This window comes from Pasteurella oralis, assembly GCF_002850605.1.
Classification (GTDB): domain Bacteria; phylum Pseudomonadota; class Gammaproteobacteria; order Enterobacterales; family Pasteurellaceae; genus Pasteurella; species Pasteurella oralis.
In genome coordinates this window covers 348,828-370,000 of sequence record NZ_NXGB01000001.1, presented here as the reverse complement: position 1 = coordinate 370,000, position 21,173 = coordinate 348,828, and the positions used below count along the sequence as shown (strand labels likewise).

At 37.6% G+C, this 21,173-nt stretch carries 26 protein-coding genes; 15 read left to right on the top strand and 11 right to left on the bottom strand.

Annotated elements, in window-relative coordinates; all coding sequences use genetic code 11:
- Nucleotides 1–27 precede the first annotated feature (27 nt).
- From mlaD to mlaF, 3 genes are read right to left on the bottom strand one after another with little or no spacing between them, the layout of a single operon-like run.
- The gene (gene mlaD / locus C0975_RS01815) at nucleotides 28–534 is read right to left on the bottom strand and encodes an outer membrane lipid asymmetry maintenance protein MlaD (RefSeq protein ID WP_101774689.1); all 507 of its coding nucleotides are present in this window, start codon (nucleotides 532–534) and stop codon (nucleotides 28–30) included.
- 41 nt (nucleotides 535–575) lie between these two features.
- Nucleotides 576–1,358 (bottom strand): lipid asymmetry maintenance ABC transporter permease subunit MlaE, encoded by a 783-nt coding sequence (gene mlaE / locus C0975_RS01810; RefSeq protein WP_101774688.1) that lies wholly within the window; start codon nucleotides 1,356–1,358, stop codon nucleotides 576–578.
- Nucleotides 1,355–2,149, bottom strand: a complete 795-nt coding sequence (gene mlaF, locus C0975_RS01805) for a phospholipid ABC transporter ATP-binding protein MlaF (RefSeq protein ID WP_101774687.1) — start codon at nucleotides 2,147–2,149, stop codon at nucleotides 1,355–1,357. Before mlaF ends, mlaE begins: the two co-directional genes overlap by 4 nt.
- 233 nt (nucleotides 2,150–2,382) lie before the next feature.
- Here mlaF and lptC point away from each other — a divergent pair, with 233 nt between their 5' ends.
- The 5 genes from lptC to rapZ are packed head-to-tail and all read left to right on the top strand — an operon-like array spanning nucleotide 2,383 to nucleotide 5,620.
- Nucleotides 2,383–2,967 (top strand): LPS export ABC transporter periplasmic protein LptC, encoded by a 585-nt coding sequence (lptC, locus tag C0975_RS01800; protein ID WP_101774686.1) that lies wholly within the window; start codon nucleotides 2,383–2,385, stop codon nucleotides 2,965–2,967.
- Nucleotides 2,948–3,466 (top strand): lipopolysaccharide transport periplasmic protein LptA, encoded by a 519-nt coding sequence (gene lptA / locus C0975_RS01795; protein WP_101774685.1) that lies wholly within the window; start codon nucleotides 2,948–2,950, stop codon nucleotides 3,464–3,466. The genes lptC and lptA overlap by 20 nt, the downstream gene beginning before the upstream one ends.
- 8 nt (nucleotides 3,467–3,474) lie before the next feature.
- Entirely contained in the window at nucleotides 3,475–4,200 is a 726-nt protein-coding gene (lptB, locus tag C0975_RS01790) for an LPS export ABC transporter ATP-binding protein (RefSeq protein WP_101774684.1), read from the top strand.
- Between the two features lie 7 nt (nucleotides 4,201–4,207).
- Nucleotides 4,208–4,744: a PTS IIA-like nitrogen regulatory protein PtsN gene (ptsN, locus tag C0975_RS01785; RefSeq protein ID WP_101774683.1), complete on the top strand. Its 537-nt coding sequence runs from the start codon at nucleotides 4,208–4,210 to the stop codon at nucleotides 4,742–4,744.
- 18 nt (nucleotides 4,745–4,762) lie between these two features.
- On the top strand, nucleotides 4,763–5,620 hold the full coding sequence (gene rapZ / locus C0975_RS01780; protein WP_101774682.1) for an RNase adapter RapZ: 858 nt from the start codon (nucleotides 4,763–4,765) through the stop codon (nucleotides 5,618–5,620).
- 30 nt (nucleotides 5,621–5,650) lie between these two features.
- On the opposite strand, the gene xseA is transcribed toward rapZ, so the two are convergent.
- From xseA to C0975_RS01760, 4 genes are all read right to left on the bottom strand, one after another.
- Nucleotides 5,651–6,985, bottom strand: a complete 1,335-nt coding sequence (xseA, locus tag C0975_RS01775; RefSeq protein ID WP_101774681.1) for an exodeoxyribonuclease VII large subunit — start codon at nucleotides 6,983–6,985, stop codon at nucleotides 5,651–5,653.
- Between the two features lie 152 nt (nucleotides 6,986–7,137).
- Entirely contained in the window at nucleotides 7,138–8,331 is a 1,194-nt protein-coding gene (locus C0975_RS01770; protein ID WP_101774680.1) for a ribosomal protein uL16 3-hydroxylase, read from the bottom strand.
- A 9-nt stretch (nucleotides 8,332–8,340) separates the two neighbouring features.
- Nucleotides 8,341–8,649 carry an RnfH family protein gene (locus C0975_RS01765; protein WP_101774679.1) on the bottom strand — a complete coding sequence of 103 codons (309 nt, stop codon included), beginning with the start codon at nucleotides 8,647–8,649 and terminating at the stop codon, nucleotides 8,341–8,343.
- Nucleotides 8,633–9,073 carry a type II toxin-antitoxin system RatA family toxin gene (locus C0975_RS01760; RefSeq protein ID WP_101774678.1) on the bottom strand — a complete coding sequence of 147 codons (441 nt, stop codon included), beginning with the start codon at nucleotides 9,071–9,073 and terminating at the stop codon, nucleotides 8,633–8,635. Before C0975_RS01760 ends, C0975_RS01765 begins: the two co-directional genes overlap by 17 nt.
- Before the next feature lie 86 nt (nucleotides 9,074–9,159).
- Between C0975_RS01760 and C0975_RS01755 the strand changes: the two genes are divergently transcribed.
- The 5 genes from C0975_RS01755 to C0975_RS01735 all read left to right on the top strand — a co-directional run bounded on the left by C0975_RS01755 (nucleotide 9,160) and on the right by C0975_RS01735 (nucleotide 14,123).
- Nucleotides 9,160–10,227 carry a glycosyltransferase family 9 protein gene (locus C0975_RS01755; RefSeq protein ID WP_101774677.1) on the top strand — a complete coding sequence of 356 codons (1,068 nt, stop codon included), beginning with the start codon at nucleotides 9,160–9,162 and terminating at the stop codon, nucleotides 10,225–10,227.
- 46 nt (nucleotides 10,228–10,273) lie between these two features.
- Entirely contained in the window at nucleotides 10,274–10,858 is a 585-nt protein-coding gene (gene pth / locus C0975_RS01750; protein ID WP_101774676.1) for an aminoacyl-tRNA hydrolase, read from the top strand.
- A 16-nt stretch (nucleotides 10,859–10,874) separates the two neighbouring features.
- Complete coding sequence (locus tag C0975_RS01745) at nucleotides 10,875–11,498, top strand: lipoprotein (protein ID WP_101774675.1); 624 nt, start codon at nucleotides 10,875–10,877, stop codon at nucleotides 11,496–11,498.
- 38 nt (nucleotides 11,499–11,536) lie between these two features.
- Nucleotides 11,537–12,628 carry a redox-regulated ATPase YchF gene (gene ychF / locus C0975_RS01740; protein WP_101774674.1) on the top strand — a complete coding sequence of 364 codons (1,092 nt, stop codon included), beginning with the start codon at nucleotides 11,537–11,539 and terminating at the stop codon, nucleotides 12,626–12,628.
- A gap of 85 nt (nucleotides 12,629–12,713) precedes the next feature.
- A complete protein-coding gene (locus C0975_RS01735) occupies nucleotides 12,714–14,123 on the top strand; it encodes a basic amino acid/polyamine antiporter (RefSeq protein ID WP_101774673.1) in 1,410 nt (469 codons plus the stop codon).
- Between the two features lie 83 nt (nucleotides 14,124–14,206).
- Here the strand turns inward: C0975_RS01735 and C0975_RS01730 are convergent, their stop codons facing one another.
- A complete protein-coding gene (locus tag C0975_RS01730) occupies nucleotides 14,207–14,602 on the bottom strand; it encodes a nuclear transport factor 2 family protein (protein WP_101774672.1) in 396 nt (131 codons plus the stop codon).
- A gap of 138 nt (nucleotides 14,603–14,740) precedes the next feature.
- Between C0975_RS01730 and C0975_RS01725 the strand changes: the two genes are divergently transcribed.
- Nucleotides 14,741–15,073 (top strand): winged helix-turn-helix transcriptional regulator, encoded by a 333-nt coding sequence (locus tag C0975_RS01725; protein ID WP_101774671.1) that lies wholly within the window; start codon nucleotides 14,741–14,743, stop codon nucleotides 15,071–15,073.
- 193 nt (nucleotides 15,074–15,266) lie between these two features.
- Complete coding sequence (locus C0975_RS01720) at nucleotides 15,267–15,995, top strand: nitroreductase family protein (RefSeq protein WP_101774817.1); 729 nt, start codon at nucleotides 15,267–15,269, stop codon at nucleotides 15,993–15,995.
- 250 nt (nucleotides 15,996–16,245) lie between these two features.
- On the opposite strand, the gene C0975_RS01715 is transcribed toward C0975_RS01720, so the two are convergent.
- Both C0975_RS01715 and C0975_RS01710 read right to left on the bottom strand, forming a co-directional pair.
- Nucleotides 16,246–17,487 (bottom strand): Zn-dependent hydrolase, encoded by a 1,242-nt coding sequence (locus C0975_RS01715; RefSeq protein WP_101774670.1) that lies wholly within the window; start codon nucleotides 17,485–17,487, stop codon nucleotides 16,246–16,248.
- Between the two features lie 252 nt (nucleotides 17,488–17,739).
- A complete protein-coding gene (locus tag C0975_RS01710) occupies nucleotides 17,740–18,297 on the bottom strand; it encodes a YtfJ family protein (RefSeq protein WP_101774669.1) in 558 nt (185 codons plus the stop codon).
- 146 nt (nucleotides 18,298–18,443) lie between these two features.
- Here C0975_RS01710 and C0975_RS01705 point away from each other — a divergent pair, with 146 nt between their 5' ends.
- A complete protein-coding gene (locus C0975_RS01705; protein ID WP_101774668.1) occupies nucleotides 18,444–18,776 on the top strand; it encodes a zinc ribbon domain-containing protein YjdM in 333 nt (110 codons plus the stop codon).
- Nucleotides 18,777–18,822: 46 nt separating this feature from the next.
- Here C0975_RS01705 and C0975_RS01700 read toward each other — a convergent pair whose 3' ends face one another.
- On the bottom strand, nucleotides 18,823–19,035 hold the full coding sequence (locus tag C0975_RS01700) for an excalibur calcium-binding domain-containing protein (RefSeq protein WP_101774667.1): 213 nt from the start codon (nucleotides 19,033–19,035) through the stop codon (nucleotides 18,823–18,825).
- A 202-nt stretch (nucleotides 19,036–19,237) separates the two neighbouring features.
- On the opposite strand from C0975_RS01700, the gene rbsD reads away from it, so the two are divergent.
- Nucleotides 19,238–19,657, top strand: a complete 420-nt coding sequence (gene rbsD / locus C0975_RS01695) for a D-ribose pyranase (protein WP_101774666.1) — start codon at nucleotides 19,238–19,240, stop codon at nucleotides 19,655–19,657.
- Between the two features lie 12 nt (nucleotides 19,658–19,669).
- Nucleotides 19,670–21,166, top strand: a complete 1,497-nt coding sequence (rbsA, locus tag C0975_RS01690) for a ribose ABC transporter ATP-binding protein RbsA (RefSeq protein WP_101774665.1) — start codon at nucleotides 19,670–19,672, stop codon at nucleotides 21,164–21,166.
- The last annotated feature ends 7 nt before the right edge of the window (nucleotides 21,167–21,173 follow it).

Below are 21,173 nucleotides of genomic sequence, written 5' to 3'. Positions count from 1 at the left end.
CTTCCTAAAAAAATTGAACATTCAGCGCTATTGTTCACTTGCCCCTGGCGCTGTGCTCGCCTCGTTCTTATTACGATCACCATATAAGAATTGTCCAACTAAATCTTCCAACACTAACGCAGATTTAGTATCTACAACGCGAGTACCTTCTTTCCACATTGCGACTTCACCATCATCAAAACCAACACTTAATGCAATATATTGTTCGCCTAATAAGCCAGATGTTTTAATTGACAAAGCACTTGTTTCTGGAATTTCATTATAGCGTTCATCAATCGCCACCGTCACAATGGGTAAATAGCTTTTTTCATCTAATGTAATCTCAGTCACTCGACCAATAACAACACCACCCACTTTCAGTGGTGCACGGACTTTTAGCCCACCAATATTGTCAAAAGTTGCATGAATTTTATAAGATTTGGTTTCACTAAATCCTTGTATATTGGCAACCTTTAAGCCTAAAAAGACCAATGCACCAATACCAAGTAACAAAAACAAACCAACCCAAAATTCATATATCCGCGTTTGTCGCATAATATTTCCTTTAATATCCAAATAATTAAATCAAGCAGTAATTAACTTGCACCAAACATTAATGCTGTTAATACAAAATCTAAGCCCAACACAACTAATGAAGCATGTACAACTGTTCTTGTCGTCGCTTTACTAATCCCTTCTGAGGTTGGAATACAATCATAGCCATTAAATAATGCGATCCAAACAACTGCAATAGCAAAACAAACACTTTTAATAAAGCCATTCAATAAATCATTTTCCCAAGTCACTGAATTCTGCATTACAGACCAAAAACTACCTGCATCAACCCCTTTCCAATCTACACCGACTAAAGAACCGCCCCAAATACCAATTGCGGTAAAAATCACAGCAAGAATTGGCATTGCCATGACTCCCGCCCAAAAACGTGGTGCAATCACACGACGTAAGGGATCTACCGCCATCATCTCTAAACTAGATAATTGTTCTGTTGCTTTCATTAAACCGATTTCAGCAGTTAAAGCAGAACCCGCACGACCAGCAAATAAAAGTGCGGTCACAACGGGTCCTAATTCACGTAATAGCGAAAGTGCAACAAGCTGCCCTAAACTCGTTTCAGCGGAAAAATCCACTAAAACAACATAGCCTTGCAAACCTAACACCATACCAATAAATAGACCTGACAGCATAATAATAAGTAAAGATTGCACACCAAGCACATGTAATTGTTTTACCAATAAAGGAAAATGTTTTCTTACTCGAGGCTGACCCACTAGCGCACCAAACAACATAAACCCAGCACGCCCAACTGCACGGCAAGCACTAATTGCATTGTGTCCAAAATTAGCAATAAATTTGATCATTTAAACAGTTCCTCCACATAATCTTGCGCAGGAAAATGAAAACGGACAGGCCCATCCGCTTCACCATCTAAGAATTGGCGAACTTGTGGATCTTCACTTTGCAGCAACTGTGCTGCGCTCCCTTCTGCAATAACACGCTTGTCTGCAATAATATAAGCATAATCCGCAATACTTAACACTTCTTGCACATCGTGGGAAACGACAATAGAAGTCAATTGCAATGCTTCATTTAAACGCTTAATTAGACTCAAGATCACTCCCATGCTAATTGGATCTTGTCCAGCAAAAGGTTCATCAAACATAATTAATTCAGGATCAAGCGCGATCGCTCTTGCTAAAGCTGCGCGTCTTGCCATTCCTCCAGATAACTCCGAAGGCATCAGCTCTGCTGCGCCGCGTAAACCAACAGCTTCAAGCTTCATTAACACAATCTTACGGATTAATTCTTCTGGCAGGCGAGTATGCTCACGAATTGGAAATGCAACATTATCAAATGTTGAAATATCAGTGAATAGTGCGCCTGACTGGAATAGCATTCCCATTTTTTGGCGTACTTGATACAGTTCTGAATTAGACAATTGGCAAATATCTTGTCCTTCGAACCAAATTTCACCTTTTTCAGGATGTAATTGCCCACCAATTAACTTTAATAAAGTGGTTTTACCAATACCGGATGGTCCCATAATTGCAGTAATTTTACCTTTTTCAAACTGCAAATTCAGGTTGTCATAGATGGTTCGCTCGCCTCGTTTAAAAGTGAGATTTTTCACTTCAATTAAGGGATTACTCATAACGTCTCTTTTTAAATTAAGCTATCTCAAAACAAAGTGGGATATTCTATTAATTCCACTTGAATGTCAAATTTTCGTCAATATAAAACATACGCTCTTTTGACTATTGTTGTTTGAAAATGTTCCTTAACATAAAAATTTTCTGAAAACCTACCGCACTTTGATTTGTTTTATTAAAATTATGCTATGATTACAGCTCAATGATTAACCCTAGCAAATTGAAAATAAGTTCTATGAATATTCGTTGGAATATTGTTTTATCAGTTATTGCACTTGCGCTATTAGGCTGGTTTTATTCACTCAATCAAAGTGAACAAGATTTAAATACGCTTATCAAAAAATCAGATAGCCCTGAATATACTGGACAAAAAATGAGAACAACCGTGTTCTCTCCAACTGGAAAAAAACAATATTTAGCAAGCTCTGAATCCGTTGAACATTTCACTACTTCTGGACAAACTCATTTTCAATTGCCAGAGGTTTATTTATTTGAAATTGAAACACAAGAAAATTCAGAAAAAGAGAAAGAAAGCTGGAAATTAAGTGCGAGCAAAGCCATTTTAACAAAAGACAACATGCTTTATTTAGAAGGAAATGTTATTGCAGAAAGTCTTTTTACCAGTTCTCGTTTACAACGTGTTGAAACAGAAAGTGCTGTCGTTAATTTATCAACACAAGATATCACATCCGATAAAACAGTGAAGATTTATGGACAAAACTTCCACTCAACAGGTTTAAAATTAACAGGTAACTTGCAACAGCAAGTAGCGACTTTAAAAGAGCAGGTAAATACGTACTATGAAATTAACAAGCAATAATATTTTCCTTTTAGCCGCATTATTTACAGTAACATTGCCTGCTTTTGCGCTTAAAAATGATTCACAGCAACCAATTAATATTGTCTCTGATCACCAATCTTTAGATATGGATAATAGTATCGTGACTTTTACAGATAATGTTGTGATTACACAAGGCTCTATTTTAATCAAAGCAAGTAAAGTCATTATTAAACGCCCACCTGAAAATTCAGGCAAAAAAGAAACGATCGAAGCCTTTGGCAATCCAGTAACTTTCTATCAAAAACTAGACGATGGAAAACCTGTTGAAGGTCAAGCGAATAAAGTTCATTACGATCTGACTCATGAGTTTTTAACGTTAACAGGTAACGCCGAATTAAAACAGTTAGATAGTAAAATTAATAGTGACGTAATTACTTATGATGTGAATAAACAGCAATTAAAGGCGAATAGTTCAGGTCATTCACGGGTCCGAACCGTGCTCATTCCAACTCAATTAAATGATAAAAATAAAAAATAAGGTTTTGTATGTCTATTCTTTATGCTGAAAATTTAGCAAAAAGCTACAAAAATCGCCAAGTTGTTTCAGATGTAAGTTTAACCGTGCATTCAAATGAAATTGTGGGTCTGCTTGGTCCAAATGGTGCTGGCAAAACAACCACTTTCTATATGGTAGTCGGTCTGGTAAATCACGACCAAGGTAAAATTCGTATTGATGATCAAGACATTAGTTTACTACCCATGCATAACCGTGCACAGCGTGGTATTGGTTACTTACCGCAAGAAGCGTCTATTTTTCGCCGTTTAAGTGTCTATGATAACTTGATGGCAGTGCTTGAAATCCGCAAAGATCTCAGTCTAGATCAACGCCGTGCTAGAGCAGATGAACTGATCGATGAATTTAATATAGGTCATATTCGCAACAATTTAGGTCAATCCTTATCTGGTGGTGAGCGCCGTCGTGTTGAAATCGCACGCGCTTTAGCAGCAAACCCTAAATTTATTTTATTAGATGAACCTTTTGCAGGCGTTGATCCAATTTCAGTGATTGATATCAAAAAGATTATCATGGATTTACGTGATCGTGGTTTAGGTGTATTAATTACCGATCATAACGTAAGAGAAACACTTGATGTATGTGAACGAGCTTACATTGTCAGCGCGGGAAAAATGATTGCAACTGGTACACCTGAAGAGATACTCAATAACGAACAAGTAAAACGTGTTTACTTAGGTGAAGAATTTAAACTTTAACTTTACTATGCTTAAATTTACTGAATTACTTAAACCTGAGAATATTCGTCAGGGACTCATTTGTTCTAGCAAAAAACGTTTATTTGAAATCATCACACAAGTGATTGCAGATCAAATTCAATTAGAAAATGCAGAACAGTTTTGCTTTGAATGCTTATTAAGTCGTGAAAAAATTGGCAACTCTGGTTTAGGGAATGGCGTCGCTATGCCCAAAGCGCGTATTCCAGAAGGCAATGACCCTCTAGCAGTTTTTATTCATTTAGATTCACCGATTGACTACGAGTCCGCTGATCATCGTAATGTGGATTTAGTATTTGCCTTATTGGTGCCAGAGAAAATGTGCGAAAAATATATTTCAGTCTTGCCTCAAATTGCCGAAACGCTTTCCGATAAAACGCTTTGCAAGCAATTACGTACAGCACAAAATGCAGATGAGATTTGGCATATTTTTGAAAATGTAGATCAGCTAAATATGCAACAAAATATGCCAAATGAACATCAAGATAATGATGAAATTGTTGATGACAATAACAAATCTGTTTAATTAGTAACGAGTAGGCTTATGGATATTATTATTGTAAGTGGACGTTCTGGGGCTGGTAAATCCGTCGCTTTACGAGCCTTAGAAGATATTGGTTATTATTGTGTTGATAATTTACCACTGGATTTACTGCCTAAATTAGCCGACATTTTGTCAGTAAATCATAAATCTGTGGCAATCAGTCTAGATATTCGTAACTTACCACATTCTTCACAAACGCTCGAACAGCTCCTCAATAAAGTACAAGCACAACATCAAATTAAGATTATTTTTCTAGAGACTGATCGCGGTACTTTAATTCGCCGCTATAGCGATTCACGTCGCTTACACCCATTATCCATTCAAGATTTATCACTAGAAGCCGCAATCGATGAAGAGCAAAAACATTTAGAGCCATTGATTCAGCATGCTAATTTAATTATTGATACTACACGTCTTTCAACTCATGAGTTAGCAGAACGTTTACGTAATTTCTTATGCGGAACATCAGATAAAGACTTAAAAATTATTTTCCAATCTTTCGGCTTTAAGTATGGTGTACCATTAGATGCAGATTATGTATTTGATGTGCGCTTTTTACCAAATCCACATTGGCATTCAGAATTACGTCCCCTCACTGGTCTAGATGAACCCGTCGCTGAATTTTTAAATAAACATAACGAAGTTAATAATTTTATCTATTTAACACGCAATTATATTGAAACTTGGCTACCGATGTTAGAACAGAATAACCGTAGTTACTTAACTATCGCGATTGGCTGTACAGGTGGAAAACATCGTTCCGTGTATATTACTCAACAGCTTGGACAATATTTCCAAGCCAAAGGCAAAAATGTGCAAATTCAGCACAAATCTTTAGCTAAACATATCAAAAGCTAACAATAAAAAAGGAACAAGTATTGTTTCTTTTTAGTTTGCTTTTAATTCAACGATTTGGCTAATAATTTCGCCGCTGCTTAATTTGGTAGTTAATCGTTCCCCAATACTCACTTGCTCAATCTGAGTCACTGTATGCCCTCTTACATTTTCTGCAATAGAATAGCCCCTCGCTAATACTTTTAATGGGCTTAATCCATCTAATTTGTCACAAATTCTCGCGAGTTGATGTTGTTTATATGTTAATGAACGATTTAATCCAGCATGTAACCTTGCCTCAAGCTGATAAATATATTGCTGCTGTTTTTGCACTTGAAAAGGCAATGGATTTTTCTCAATTCGCTCTGAAAGTGCGGTCAATCTATAACGACTTTTATTCACCATGCCTTGCATAGCGAACTGCAAACGATGAGATAATTGCTGCATTCTCTGCTGCTGAGAACGTAATTGATTGTGTGGATGTTGATGTTGTAAACGCAAGCGAAGGCGTTGTAGTTCCTGGTTTTTCTCGCTAAATAAACGATCGAATGCCATTTCCAAACGCTGCTTTTTATAATATAGCTGTTGCAATAATTCTTGTTGATTACGACTGACAAGTTCTGCCGCAGCAGAAGGCGTTGGTGCACGTAAATCAGCGACGAAATCTGCAATTGTCACATCAGTTTCATGACCTACTGCACTGATAATAGGAATAACAGAATTAAAAATTGCACGAGCAACACCTTCTTCATTAAAACAGCAGAGATCTTCTAAAGAGCCACCACCTCGTCCCACAATTAACACATCCACTTCTTGACGACGATTAGCAAGCTCAATCATTTGTACAATTTCCGTACTAGCTTCTTTGCCTTGTACTGCAGTAGGATAAATCACTACGTTTAAAGTAGGATCACGTCGCTGCAAAATATGCAAAATATCTTGTAATGCTGCGCCTGTTTTGGAAGTCACAATCCCTACAGCTTTACTAAAGTGCGGTATGTTTTTCTTGAGATTTTGTGCAAACAAACCTTCCGCCGCTAGCTTCATTTTTAAAGCCTCAAACTGTTGTTGCAGTAAACCTTCTCCAGCAGGATGCATACTTTCAATAATAATTTGATAATCACCACGCGGCTCATACAAACTGACACTGGCACGCACTAATACTTGCATGCCATTTTGAGGACGGAAGCCAACACGCAAATTTTTCATTCGAAACATGGCGGCACGCACTTGTGCATTCTCATCTTTTAACGTTAAGTACCAATGCCCTGATACAGGCTGACTAAAATTTGAAATCTCACCAGTCAACCAAACTTGCCTAAGCTGATTTTCAAGCATTAAACGAACGGATTGATTAAGTTGAGAAACAGAATAAATTTGATCGGACATGCCTCTGCCTTTTAATTCAAATAACGAGTAACTAAAAAGATAAAAATAAGACTCATAAATGAGAATAATATATAAGATACCTCATTAAAAATTAAATCTAGCCGCAAAATAACTTACTACAAGATATATTTTTTACTTACTTTTTATATCGCTCACTGAATCAATACCCAGCCATCATCGATCCAATTGCATAAGGTATCTAACAGTAGAGCCATTGCATTAGCTGGATCAGTCGACTGAGCACAAAGTGTAGTTAAATTTTGCCAAGTTAATTGCTCACCATCAGCTAAACGCTTCAATAATTCAGCTTCAATTTCATTTAACTCATCAAGCCATTCACCATTAGCATAAAGCAGTAATGGATTTTCTGTATAAAGTAATTTGCAATTATTGTCTTGGCTCAACACAGCCCCTTGCTGCAAAAACAAACGTATCTCATCTAAATCGCAATATTCTTCTGTTTCCAGTAGATCGTAACGTCTTGTACTGACAGCTGTCGCCACAGCTTGCTGGAATAAACGATCAAATTGTGTTGAACTTGCTAGTTTAGCTAATAACTGCTGTTTCATAGTTTGTACCATCGCTGGATCAAGCTTCCCTGTTTTTTGTACACTCGGACTTAATCGCAATGGAATATTAAACTCATTTAAATCAATTTCAGGATATGGCTGATCAAAAGCTTGGTTAACATGGTCTAATAAATCTGCTAAGTTGGGATAACGTAGTCCAAATGAGAAAGTCAAACAATCATCTTCGGCAACACCATAATGCGATAGACGAGAAGGGACATATAAGATATCGCCAGGTGCCATCACTTCATCTAAAATCAAATCACCCATATCATCAAAAATACGAATTGGCTGATTTGGTTTAAATTCAGTACTTGGATCGCACCATTTACCAAGTTGCCAACGGCGATGACCATAGCCTTGAACCAAAAAGACATCATATTCATCATAGTGTTTCCCAACTGAACCACCCCTAGGCGCATAAGACGCCATAATATCATCACGCTGCCATTGTGGAATAAAACCAAATGCGCTCCAAAGTTTCCCCAGTTCAGTTGACCACTGTTCTAAATTTTGGACTAACACAGACCATTGGGTAGGCAAGTTTTCAAAATCTTTTGCATTTAATGGGCTTCGCTTTAATTGCCAATTATCTTCAGAAAATTGTTTGATAAGACGTGCAGTAACTTCTTCTTGCTGCGCCAATTCAATAATATCAACAGGCTCAAATAGACCAATAATTTGCGGTAATCCCTGACGAATTAGCAATGGCTTTTTTTGCCAATAATCACGTAAGAAAATCTCTGGTGTAATTTTTTCTGGTAAGCAAAATGTCATCTCGTTATCCTATTTCTGTTTTTCTTTGACTTGCGCAGCTTGCTGTTCAGCACGTTTGCGACGAATTTCTTTTGGATCGGCTAATAACGGACGGTAAATTTCAATCCGATCACCCTCTTTTAACTGATCTGTTAATTTTGCAGGACGACTGAAAATCCCAACTTTATTTTCACGTAAATCAATTTCGGTAAACTGCTGCAAAATACCAGATTGTAAAATAGCAGTTTGAATCATCGTGCCCTCTTCCACCATTAATTTTTTTAAGTAATGGCGATTAGGATAGGCATAAACAATTTCAATATTAATTTGTGCCACCATACACCTCTTTTGCACGCTGTTTAAATGCGTTGATCATTCTTGTGGTTAAATGTGTAAAAATTTGTCCAAAAGCCATAGCAATAATGGGATTAGAAAATTCAAACTCCAGTCTTAATGCAATTTTACAACAACGTTCATCTAACTCATCAAAAATCCATTCCCCCTGTAAAAATTTAAATGGTCCTTCAACTAATTGCATTTTGATTGAACGATTTGTTAGCATCGTGTTTTGAGTGGTAAAACGTTGACTAATCCCTGCTTTTGCAATCACTAACTCTGCTGTCACTTGATTTGCTTGGTGGGTTAATGTTCGCCCTGCGACGCAACCAGGTACAAATTCAGGATATTGTTCATAATTATTCACTAATTGATACATTTGTTCAGCACTATAGGCGACCAAAGCACTTTGATTAATTATTGGCATATTATTACTACTTATTTTTCAAAAAAATTTTGTGTATTATAGCGGAAAAGCGCGCTCTAAATAAGCAAAGAATTGGGACAATAACAATGAACTTTAAACAACTATTTATTTTATTATTAGAAAATCGCCAAAAACACCCATCCCCAATTCAATTTGATCAAATTCAATCTATCCTACTTCGTCCTTTAGGCTTTGCAATTGGCGATGCTGCTGTGCATACCGCTCACCTCAAACAACTTAAAACTCTCTTTCCTAAAGCCAAACTAGGGGTTGTTGTACGTGGTGCCAATAAAGCGATTTACCAAGCTTCGGGACTGGTTGATGAATTTGTAGAACGTAATCTGCCAAGCTATATCAAGCATTGCAAAAAGTGGGATCTCTTACTCGATTTTGAAAACAACTTTAATTCCGCATCCCTCTTTATGGATCGCATTTTGATGCCAAAATGGATTGTCATTTTCCGTAAATATAATAAGAAATATTACAATTTTGAGACAATTAAAAGTTACGATATTCATTGCCCACAAAAGGATAATGAGCGTTTAAGTCACTATTTAATGCAATCGGTGTTTGCAGAACATTTTTCACTGCCTGAACCTGAAAGTGTGCTGCATACGACACAACAAAATCAGCAAAAAATTGCTGCTTATTGGCAAGCGAATAAATTTCGTTTACTGCTTTGCCCCCAGGGGAGTAAACGTCAAATTCCCGCAGCCGAATTGGCTGAATTACTGAACCGTAGTTTAACAAGCAACTTAGCTACACAAGTCGAATGTATTATAGGTTACACCCCAACAGTCCCTAATTATTACCAACAACTTCATGCGTTGTGCCCAACATTAGACATTAAACTTTCACCACAAACCCGCCTAGATGAATATTTAGCGCTTATTGAAAGTGCTGATTTCGTGATTGCTGTCGATGGTGGTTCTTTGCATTTAGCTTGTGCTTTCCAAAAGCCATTACTCAGTTTTTTTGCGAATAGTCAACCTAATTTAGGCACTTGGGAACCCTTAATTCCTGCTCATGTACCTCACCTTAAAATCATTAGTGCTCACCAAGAAAATACTTATTCTGGCGATACACAAAACTTTCCATTAGAAAACGCAATTCCTTGGTTAACGCAACAAATCACAACATTGAGTAAAAAGTAGTTTTCCGCTACAATACGCCACTATTTTTGAGTCGTGGAAGAGAAGAATGTCTGAAATAAAATTAATTGTGGGATTAGCAAATCCGGGCGATAAATATGCGGATACTCGCCACAATGCTGGAGAATGGTTAATTGAGCGTTTAACGCGTCGTTTTAATCTTAATTTAGTGCCAGAAAATAAGTATTTTGGTAAAACAGCACGCGCATTGATTCATGGACATGAAGTGCGTTTTTTAGTGCCTACTACATTTATGAATCTAAGTGGTAAAGCCGTCAGCACACTAGCCAACTTCTATCGTATTAAACCTGAAGAAATTTTAGTCATTCATGATGAATTAGATCTACCACCTGGCGTTGCTAAAATTAAACAAGGTGGTGGGCATGGTGGGCATAATGGGCTACGCGATACAATCACACAACTAGCGAATAACAAAAATTTCTATCGTTTACGCATTGGTATTGGTCACCCAGGAGATAAAAATTTAGTTTCTGCTTATGTGCTTAGTAAACCTTCCCCAGCAGATTGGCAATTAATGGATAAAGTTCTTGATGAAGCAACGGATTGTATAGAGATCTTAATCAAAGAAGGAATTACAAAAGCAACAAATCGTTTAAATAGTTTTAAAGCTTAACTGTGAGGAGCTAAACATGAAAAAATTATTGCCTACATTATTAATTGCTGTTGTATTAAGCGGTTGTTCTGCTCGTGCAGTACTTGTACAGAAAAAAACAGCCTATGACCCAACAACAGATGCAAGAATTCGAATCTATCAATCAAATGGTAATAAAACAACCAAGATACTCAGTGCAACAAGTTGTAAACAAGTTCAAGAAGGTCAAAAACAGATCCGTAGTCGCAATCCGTTTAAAAGTGAAAACACGCATAATGGATTGCCGAGACGTACATTAAAGAGTGTCTCGATTGGCATGCCCCAAACACAATATAGCGTTGATACGCTTAAACGAGATAGCTACTTTGATACTGTCTCATTTATTGAGCAGCGTATTATTGCGAATGAACCCGCAATCGTCAGTGGTACAACTTGGTTTGGCACTACTGGCTATGTTGGCAATGCAAAAACGCACTCAAATACTTACTGTGAAATCAATGCAGAGTTTATGCCTAAAGCTGGTGTTGACTATGAGCTGCATTATCAATTTACGGGAAAAGAGTGCTCTGTTCGAATAAATACGCTTACCCCACTTGAGACACCAACAGGCAAAGTCACTGCGAAAGTGGGGGAAAATGTACCACTTAAACGATGTAAGTAAAGTTCAATAAAATCAAATTTATTAAGTAAGGAAAAATTATGGGATTTAAATGTGGCATTGTAGGTTTACCTAACGTGGGAAAATCTACACTATTTAATGCATTAACTAAAGCAGGTATTGAAGCAGCAAACTACCCTTTCTGCACGATTGAACCCAATACAGGCGTAGTACCGATGCCAGATCCACGTTTAGATGCACTCGCAGCTATCGTCAATCCAGAACGCATTCTGCCAACGACAATGGAATTTGTCGATATTGCAGGTTTAGTCGCTGGTGCCAGTAAAGGCGAGGGTTTAGGAAATAAGTTCTTAGCCAACATTCGTGAAACCGATGCAATTGGTCATGTTGTGCGTTGTTTTGAAAATGACGATATCGTGCACGTCGCGGGTAAAATTGATCCCGCCGAAGATATTGACACCATTAATACCGAACTTGCCTTAGCTGATTTAGATAGCTGTGAACGCGCAATCCAACGTTTACAAAAACGCGCTAAAGGTGGTGATAAAGACGCTAAATTCGAGCTTTCTATTATGGAAAAAATCTTACCAGTACTTGAAAATGCCGGTATGATTCGTTCGATAGGTTTAGATAAAGAGGAATTACAAGCTATCAAAGGTTACAATTTCTTAACCTTAAAACCCACAATGTACATTGCTAACGTTAATGAAGATGGCTTTGAAAATAACCCTTATTTAGATCTTGTACGTGACATTGCAGAGAAAGAAGGTGCTGTTGTTGTGCCTGTTTGTGCAGCAATTGAATCTGAAATTGCTGAATTAGATGATGAAGAAAAAGTTGATTTTCTGCAAGATTTAGGCATTGAAGAACCGGGCTTGAATCGTGTTATTCGTGCTGGTTATAAATTACTTAATTTACAAACCTACTTCACCGCTGGTGTCAAAGAAGTGCGTGCTTGGACAATTCCAATTGGTGCAACTGCACCAAAATCAGCAGGGGTAATTCATACTGATTTTGAAAAAGGCTTTATTCGTGCTGAAGTGATCTCTTATGCAGATTTCATTCAATATAAAGGTGAAGCTGGTGCAAAAGAAGCGGGTAAATGGCGCCTTGAAGGAAAAGATTATGTTGTACAAGATGGCGATGTCATGCATTTCCGCTTTAACGTATAAAACTCACTAAAAAAGCACCGCACTTTACTTCCCAAAGTGCGGTGCTTTTTCATTCACATTCATAATAAAAATAAGAGAAGACAAGATGTCGAATAAAAAAATCGGATTATTATCCCTCACCGCATTAGTGCTAAGTTCAATGATTGGTTCGGGAATTTTCAGTTTGCCGCAGAATATGGCTGAAGTCGCAGGCGCACAAGCATTAATCATTGGCTGGGTTATCACAGGTATCGGCATTATCTTTCTTGGCTTATCTTTTTTCTATATCTCGCGTTTAAAACCCGAGCTTGATGGCGGTATTTATACTTATGCGCGCGAAGGCTTTGGTGATTTAGTTGGTTTCCTCTCCGCATGGGGATATTGGTTGTGTGCGACTATTGGTAGTGTGGGATATTTGGTCGTTGCCTTTGAAGGATTAGGTTTATTCACTGATAATGAAGATCGTGTATTATTTGGGCAAGGTAATACATTTTTTGCATTTTTGGGTGCTTCAATTGTAGTATGGTTGGTGCATTGGCTCATCACAAGAGGCGTGAAAGAGGCTGCTTTTCTTAACCTACTCGCAACTTTTGTCAAAGCATTTCCGCTCGTATTATTCATTGTCTTAGCGGCTTGGTATTTCTCACCACAAACTTTTAATCATGATATTAACGCTGTTGAATTAAAGAATAATATTTCAGATCAAGTTAAAAATACGATGTTAATTACATTATGGGTGTTTGTTGGTGTTGAAGGTGCGGCAGTGCTTTCGGCACATGCTAAAAAACGCAGTGATGTAGGATTAGCAACAGTATTCGGTATTGTCATTGCATTAATTTTATATGTTGCAATTACAGTTTTATCACTCGGGATCTTACCACGCGAAACTATTGCGAATATGCCGAATCCGTCTATGGCGGGGTTATTGGAAAATATGATTGGTCATAGTGGAAAAATCATTATTACTGCTTGCTTAATTGTTTCCGTACTCGCCTCATACATTAGTTGGACAATGTATTCTGCTGAAGTCCCTTATCGTGGTGCAAAAAATGGCGCATTTCCACAAATCTTGAACAAAATAAATGAAAACGAGACACCAATCAATTCTCTTTGGTTCACTAACTTCATTGTACAATTCTGTTTAATTTTAGTCTTAATGACAGGCAAAAGTTATAATGCTCTTTTACTGATCTCAACCTCAATGATCCTCGTACCCTATTTGTTAATTGGCGCTTATTTACTCAAATTGTCTATTCAACAAAATAGCGCCTGGTACATTAAATTAACGGGTTTAATGGCATCGATCTATGGCTTATGGATTATTTACGCCGCAGGCTTAAACTACTTATTACTGTCGGTATTACTTTACGTACCCGGAATCGCTATTTATTTATATTCAAGATACCAATATCAAGGTAAATGCTTGCAACTCAAAACAAATGAGAAAATCTTGTTATCTGTGATTGCTGGTGCCTTTGTTTTTGCGCTGTACAATAACATCAGCAATCTCACCTAATTGCAATCAGGCAAAAGTGCGGTCAGTTTTGGTGCATTTTTGCCATTTCTGATATTGATTCTAGATTCAGCTTAGATACCAAGCTACTGTTGCCAAAATAGATCTTCCACATCCTGAAATTGAGCAAAGGTCCATACCTCTTGAATTTTGCCGTCGGTAATTTTAAATAAATCAATACCTGGCATATTCAGTCTATCTTGAGCACTACGTTGTGCAGAAGAAACAACACTTGCCGCAACAAAATCATCATTACATGCTGCCCAATGTGTGACAACTCGAAAAGTGCCATTGCTACGCTTAACAAACTCGGCTAAACGTGCTTGTAATGCAGATTTACCAACAACTAAGCCAGATAAAGGACTTTCTCCTCCCATATGCCATTTAATGTCATCAGCCATACAAGCAAATGCAGCGGCAAAATCACCAGAAGCTAACGCTTGGGTATAAGTATTAAATACCTTCATCATCTCATTTTTCATGCTCATCCTCCTGAGTAAAATAGAAGACATCTTCAACTTGAACTATGTTATACTCCCTAGTCTTCATTTAACAAGTACGCACATTTATAATACATAGTATCAAATAGATGACTATCATTGATTTTAAAAGGTATTTTTATGTCAATTAATTATGAGCAATGCCCTTACATTACTACGCAAAAAGTATTACAAGGAAAATGGGCAATTGTGGTTTTATATCATCTCAATACTGGCACTAAGCGATTTAATCAACTTGAAAAGCTGATACCACAAGCAACACGAACAGTATTAACTCGACAATTGCGCCAACTTGAAAAAGATAAATTAGTAGAGAGAAAAGTCTTTGCTGAAGTTCCACCACGAGTTGAATACAGTTTGACTGAACTTGGTATGCAATTTCAGCAAGTATTAACACAAATTGAGATTTTTGGACTGACCTATATCACCACATTAAAATCGTTAAAAAAATGATCAGCACGATTTAATAAATAGTAAAAAAACGTTTAACTTATTGCTAATTTAAGTACATCAGCTAATTTTATTGCGTTAAATCCTAATTTATCTGTCGAAATACATAGTCGATATCCTGCTCAGTTTGTTATAGTATTCACCCTTAACCTACACTGAAATTAAGCAGTTCATCTCTTTGTAAGGAATAATTATGATGACTTTATCCGACCTTCTCCAGCGACGCCGAGCCGTACGCTATTTCGATCCAGAGCAACCTCTTGATAGCCAAAAAGTAAAGCATTGCTTACAGCTCGCCACATTGGCGCCAACCAGTTCTAATATGCAACTGTATGAGTTTTATCATATTACGGATAACGCATTACTGAGCAAATTAGCCGAAGCTTGTTTAAATCAACAAGCAGCCACAACAGCACAACAAATGGTTGTGTTTGTCGCGCGTCAAGATTTATATCAACAGCGTGCACAGGCAATTTTAGATTTTGAAATTGACAACATAAAACGTAACAGCCCTGTCGAGCGTCATGCTAATCGTATTAAAGGCAAAACGGATTATTACGCCAAATTAATGCCCTTTGCTTACCGCCGTTGTTTTGGTCTACTCGGTTTATTTAGAAAAGTATTAGCTAAAACAATCAGCCTATGGCGCCCTATCTATACCGAAATGTCGGAAGCGGATATGCGTATAGTAACCCACAAAAGTTGTGGATTAGTCGCACAAACGTTCATGCTTGCAATGACAGAACAAGGCTATGATACTTGTCCAATCGAAGGGCTAGACAGCAATCGTGTTAAGAAAACTTTGGCGCTTCCAGCTGGTGCTGAAATCAATATGATCGTTGCTTGTGGTGTACGTAAAGCAGGCAGGGGCATCTGGGGAGAGCGTTATCGCATTCCTTTTGAGCAGGTCTATTACAAAAAATAGCAAGTATCAAATTAAAAAATGGGCATCTTTCGACGACCTGTCATTTAAGATGCCCATTTTTTACTTACTGTTCAAGATGTATTTATCTACAACAATATAAGCTTCTCATCTACTGAATTATCACACTCAAATGCATATATCCACTCTAACAGTTCAATATAAGTGTGACATCAAAGCTTGCTCACTTGATTAACAACATCATAATAAAATTTGCTAAAAACTGACCGCACTTTTACTCTAACAGCCCCATTCAAGACTTAATCAATTCTGCTTGTGTTAACACGACCTGTTGTAATACACAAATTCCAGCCTCAATATCTTCCCATGTAGTAAACTCCAACGGATTATGGCTAATCCCCTCACGAGATGGCACAAAAATCATTCCTGTTGGACATAATTTTGCCATATGCATAGCATCATGCCCTGCACCACTTGGCATAATTTCATAATCATAACCCAACTGTTCGGCTGTCGTACGAATAAGCTCGATAATGCCATCAGATAATATAACTGGACTATCTTTAGAAATCAGTTGTAATTCTATCGCTAAACCACGTCTTGCTGAAACCTGCTCAAGTTGTTGCTGCAAGGCAATAAAAACCGATTCTCTGGCAGCAACATCAATACCTCGAATATCCACTAACAATTCACAATCACCGGGAACTACATTCATCACGCCGGGTTTAGCCACTAAATTTCCAACGGTTGCAACGGTTGAATGTCCTGCTACAATAGCCGCTTGTTCAATAGCTAAAGCAAGCTCTGCACCACCTAATAACGCATCATGGCGATAATGCATTGCTGTCGCACCAGAATGATCTGCTTGCCCTTTAATCTTCACTCGACAGCGAATTGGTGCCGCAATCCCGGTCACGATACCAATCGTTTTATTTTCATTTTCTAAACGAGGTCCTTGCTCAATATGTAGCTCAAAGAAACATTTAAATTCGTTAGCTTGGCGTCGTGCATTGTCGACTAACTCAAAATTTAATCCCACCTCTGCGAGCGCATCCGCTAAACTTTTCCCTTGTTTATCCTTTAACAGGCTCAGTCCCACTTTATCCACAACACCACACATAACTTTACTGCCTAGCGTCGCATAATTAAAGCGGCTGGATTCTTCACAAGTAAAAATAATCAATTCCAAAGGGTAGCGTGTTTTTATGTCTTGTTCACAAGCGTTTAATAAGATTTCCAAACCGGCAACAGAGCCTAAAGGCCCATCAAGAGTGCCTGCATTAACAACAGTATCAATATGTGAACCAAAAGCAACTGCGGGTAAATGATCTTCAACTCCTGCTTTACGAATAAACAAATTACCAACTTCATCACGTCGAATCGACAGCTCATACCCTTGACATAGTTCAATCAAATAATTGTGTGCAAGTTCATCTTCAGGACTAAATGCTAAACGTGTTAACTCACCTTCAACAGAAGATATTGAAGCAAGTTTTTTAATAATGCCCTGTACTCTAGTGAGATTAATTGACATAAGATCTCCTTTTGTGCTGGATAATAAAAAATTCTATTTGGATAAGTCTGGTTAGATACTGCTGAAAACCGCAAGGCTGGCATCTGATATCACCTCAGATGCAATTTTCTCTTGTATCTTGTGAGATAACGCTAAGTTGATAAACAACCTATTACAATCGACAGCATGAGATAGAAACATAAAATCTGTTCCCAGAGATACATTATGTCATTGACATAATTTAAGGAACAGATTTTTATCAATATTTGTTTATTATTTGGTTAATTCTGTCACTAAACTAATCACATCCTGCACTTGTTGTGCTGACAATGCGCCTTCATTGACAAATTTCACTTTACCATTTTTATCTAGCACCACAATTAGGCTTTCTTTCTCTTTCAAATTCCATGCATTCTTGACCGCACTTTGCTGATCTAAAATTACTTGACTACGCGCATTGCTTTTTTTCCCTTTCTCCGCACTACTTTTAACAAAGCCACCTGTTCCAAACACTGCATCATCAGCATTAATAATTGTCGTCGTTTGGTATTTCTCTGCACTCAATTGTGCCGCCTTAATTGCAGCCATTAAAGGCTCATTTTTTTCCTTTACGCTACTGCGTCCAGCAAAATGATGCACAATACGAACTTTCCCAGCTAAATTTGCTGAATTCCAAGCTTGATAATTGACTTGTTCCCCTTGTAGCATTAATTCACCATCAGTGGCAACATTCACTACGGGTAAATGCATATTCAATTGAATGTTATGGGCAAATAAAGATGGAACAAATAACATGGTAGCAAGCCCTAAACTGAAGGTAATTTTTTTCATTTTATTTTCCTTATTTTGTAGTAAATGCAGCGATTCTACTGGAAAAGCGAATCTCAACAAATCAGAGTTGTTAACGCGGAATTTTGGTAAAATCTTGCTTCTTTGCTATACTTTCGCGTCATTTTATTGAAGAAGGAAATTAAAGAATGGAACAAATGCCAAATTGCCCAAAATGCCATAGCGAATATGTTTATCATGACTCAATCAATTTTGTTTGTCCCGATTGTAGTCACGAATGGTCTGGCAACGACGTGGTAGAAAATGATGAAAAAGTCGTTAAAGATAGTAACGGTAATATTTTACAAGATGGTGATGCTGTCATTCTAATTAAAGATTTAAAAGTAAAAGGTTCCTCAATTGTCCTGAAGAAAGGTACTAAAGCAAAAAACATTCGTTTAGTGGATGCAGATCACGATGTCGATTGTAAAATTGATGGACAAAGCTTTTCATTAAAATCTGAATTTTTGAAAAAGGCCTAATATGCAAAATGTGCTATTAAAACATCCGTTAATAGCACATTTTTTATTATTTGCGACACTTCGAAGAACCATAGCTACTCCCACCCGGTAAACATTCACAAGCCTCACCATCACCATCGCCATCTAAATGATATGCTGCATACCTTTCCATATAAGCTTGTGCTTGTGCCTGTGTTTTAAAACTCTTGCAGCTCACTCGTTTTGCGACGGCATTATAAGAAATGATTAAAATAAGTAATCCAAACAAAATGCGTTTCATTTTATCTTCCCTTCATTATGTTTTAACTATCAATTGAAGTTATTTTAAATACAAATAATCTAGGTATAAAGCGAAATAGTTTGATCTACTTCACAGATCGAATAAAACCCTTTTGCACTTTTTTTATTTACTCTTACACTAAACTTCAAAGCTTATCGAAACGTTTCGATAAAAAAGAAACAAAACAAAGTTGAGGTATGTAATGAAAAAAACAACTGTACTCAATGCGCAATTATCCCAAGTGATTGCCAAATTAGGTCATACAGATAGCTTAACCATTTGTGATGCAGGCTTACCCATTCCAACACCCGTTGAACGTGTTGATTTAGCCTTAAGTGCAGGTGTGCCAAGCTTCTTGCAAACCTTCAACGCAGTAGCAACAGAAATGTTTGTCGAGCGCGCAGTGATCGCACAAGAAATTAAAGAGAAAAATCCCAAAATTTTAACCGCACTTTTAAACAGCCTTACTCAGCTAGAACAGCAACAAGGAAATCACATTAAAGTGGAATATGTTCATCATGAGGCATTCAAAGCTTATACCTATCACTGCAAAGCGATTGTGCGCAGTGGCGAATGTTCACCTTATGCCAATGTCATTTTATATTCAGGCGTACCATTTTAAGGGGTACTCAACATGCAACATCAACCTTTACTCAAAATTAGCGGTATTGATAAATCTTTCCCCGGTGTAAAAGCACTCAGTAACGCATGTTTATCGGTTTATGCCGGACGGGCAATGGCATTAATGGGTGAAAATGGGGCGGGAAAATCAACCCTAATGAAAGTATTAACTGGTATTTACAGCAAAGATGCAGGGACCATTGAATATTTGGGTCAACAAGTCGCGTTTAAAGGTCCTAAAGATTCTCAAGAAGCAGGAATCAGTATTATCCATCAAGAACTGAATTTAGTCAGTAACTTAACTATCGCTGAAAATATTTTCTTAGGTCGCGAATTTACCACACCTTGGGGCGGGATTGATTGGAAAAAAATGCACCAAGAAGCCGATAAATTGCTCAAACATCTTGGTGTACCACATAGTAGCCACCAGCTTTGTGCTGAACTGTCTATTGGCGAACAACAAATGGTGGAAATTGCCAAAGCGCTCAGTTTTGAATCTAAAGTCATCATTATGGATGAACCAACTGATGCGTTAACCGATACTGAAACTGAAGCCTTATTTAAAGTCATTCGTGAACTAAAAGCTGAAAAACGTGGCATTGTCTATATTTCACACCGCATTAAAGAAATTTTCGAAATTTGCGATGATGTCACCGTACTACGTGATGGTCAGTTCATTGGTGAAGCTGCTGTTGTCGATCTTGATGAAGATCGCTTGATTGAAATGATGGTCGGACGTCGCCTAGATGAACAATATCCTCATTTAGCTCAAACAGCAGGCGAGGTATTACTTGAAGTAGAAGGCTTAACTGGTAGTGGTGTACATGATGTGACCTTTAATTTACATCGAGGCGAAATTCTCGGTATTTCAGGTTTAATGGGCGCTGGTCGAACTGAACTCATGAAAGTCCTCTATGGAGCATTACCACGTAGTAGTGGAAAAGTACGTCTAAATGGGAAAGAAATTCACAATACTTGTCCACAAGATGGTTTAAATAATGGCATTGTCTATATTTCTGAAGACCGTAAAGGCGATGGTTTAATTCTTGGCATGTCGGTCAAAGAAAATATGTCATTGACAGCCCTTGATTATTTTTCTAAAGCCATTCAAATCGATCATAGCGCAGAAAAACTGGCTGTCGGCGATTTTATCACCATGTTCAACATTAAAACGCCAAGCCAAGATCAACAAATCGGCTTACTTTCTGGTGGTAATCAACAAAAAGTCGCGATTGCAAAAGGGTTAATGACACGCCCTAAAGTCTTGATCTTAGATGAGCCAACACGAGGTGTTGATGTGGGCGCCAAAAAAGAAATTTACCAACTGATCAATGAATTCAAAAAAGATGGCTTAAGTATCATTATTGTTTCTTCTGAAATGCCAGAAGTACTTGGTATGAGCGATCGTATTTTAGTGATGCATGAAGGACGTATCAGTGCGGAATTCCAACGTGGCGAAGCCACTCAAGAGAAATTATTAGCAGCTGCCATTGGCAAAAGTGCGGTCTAAATTTTAA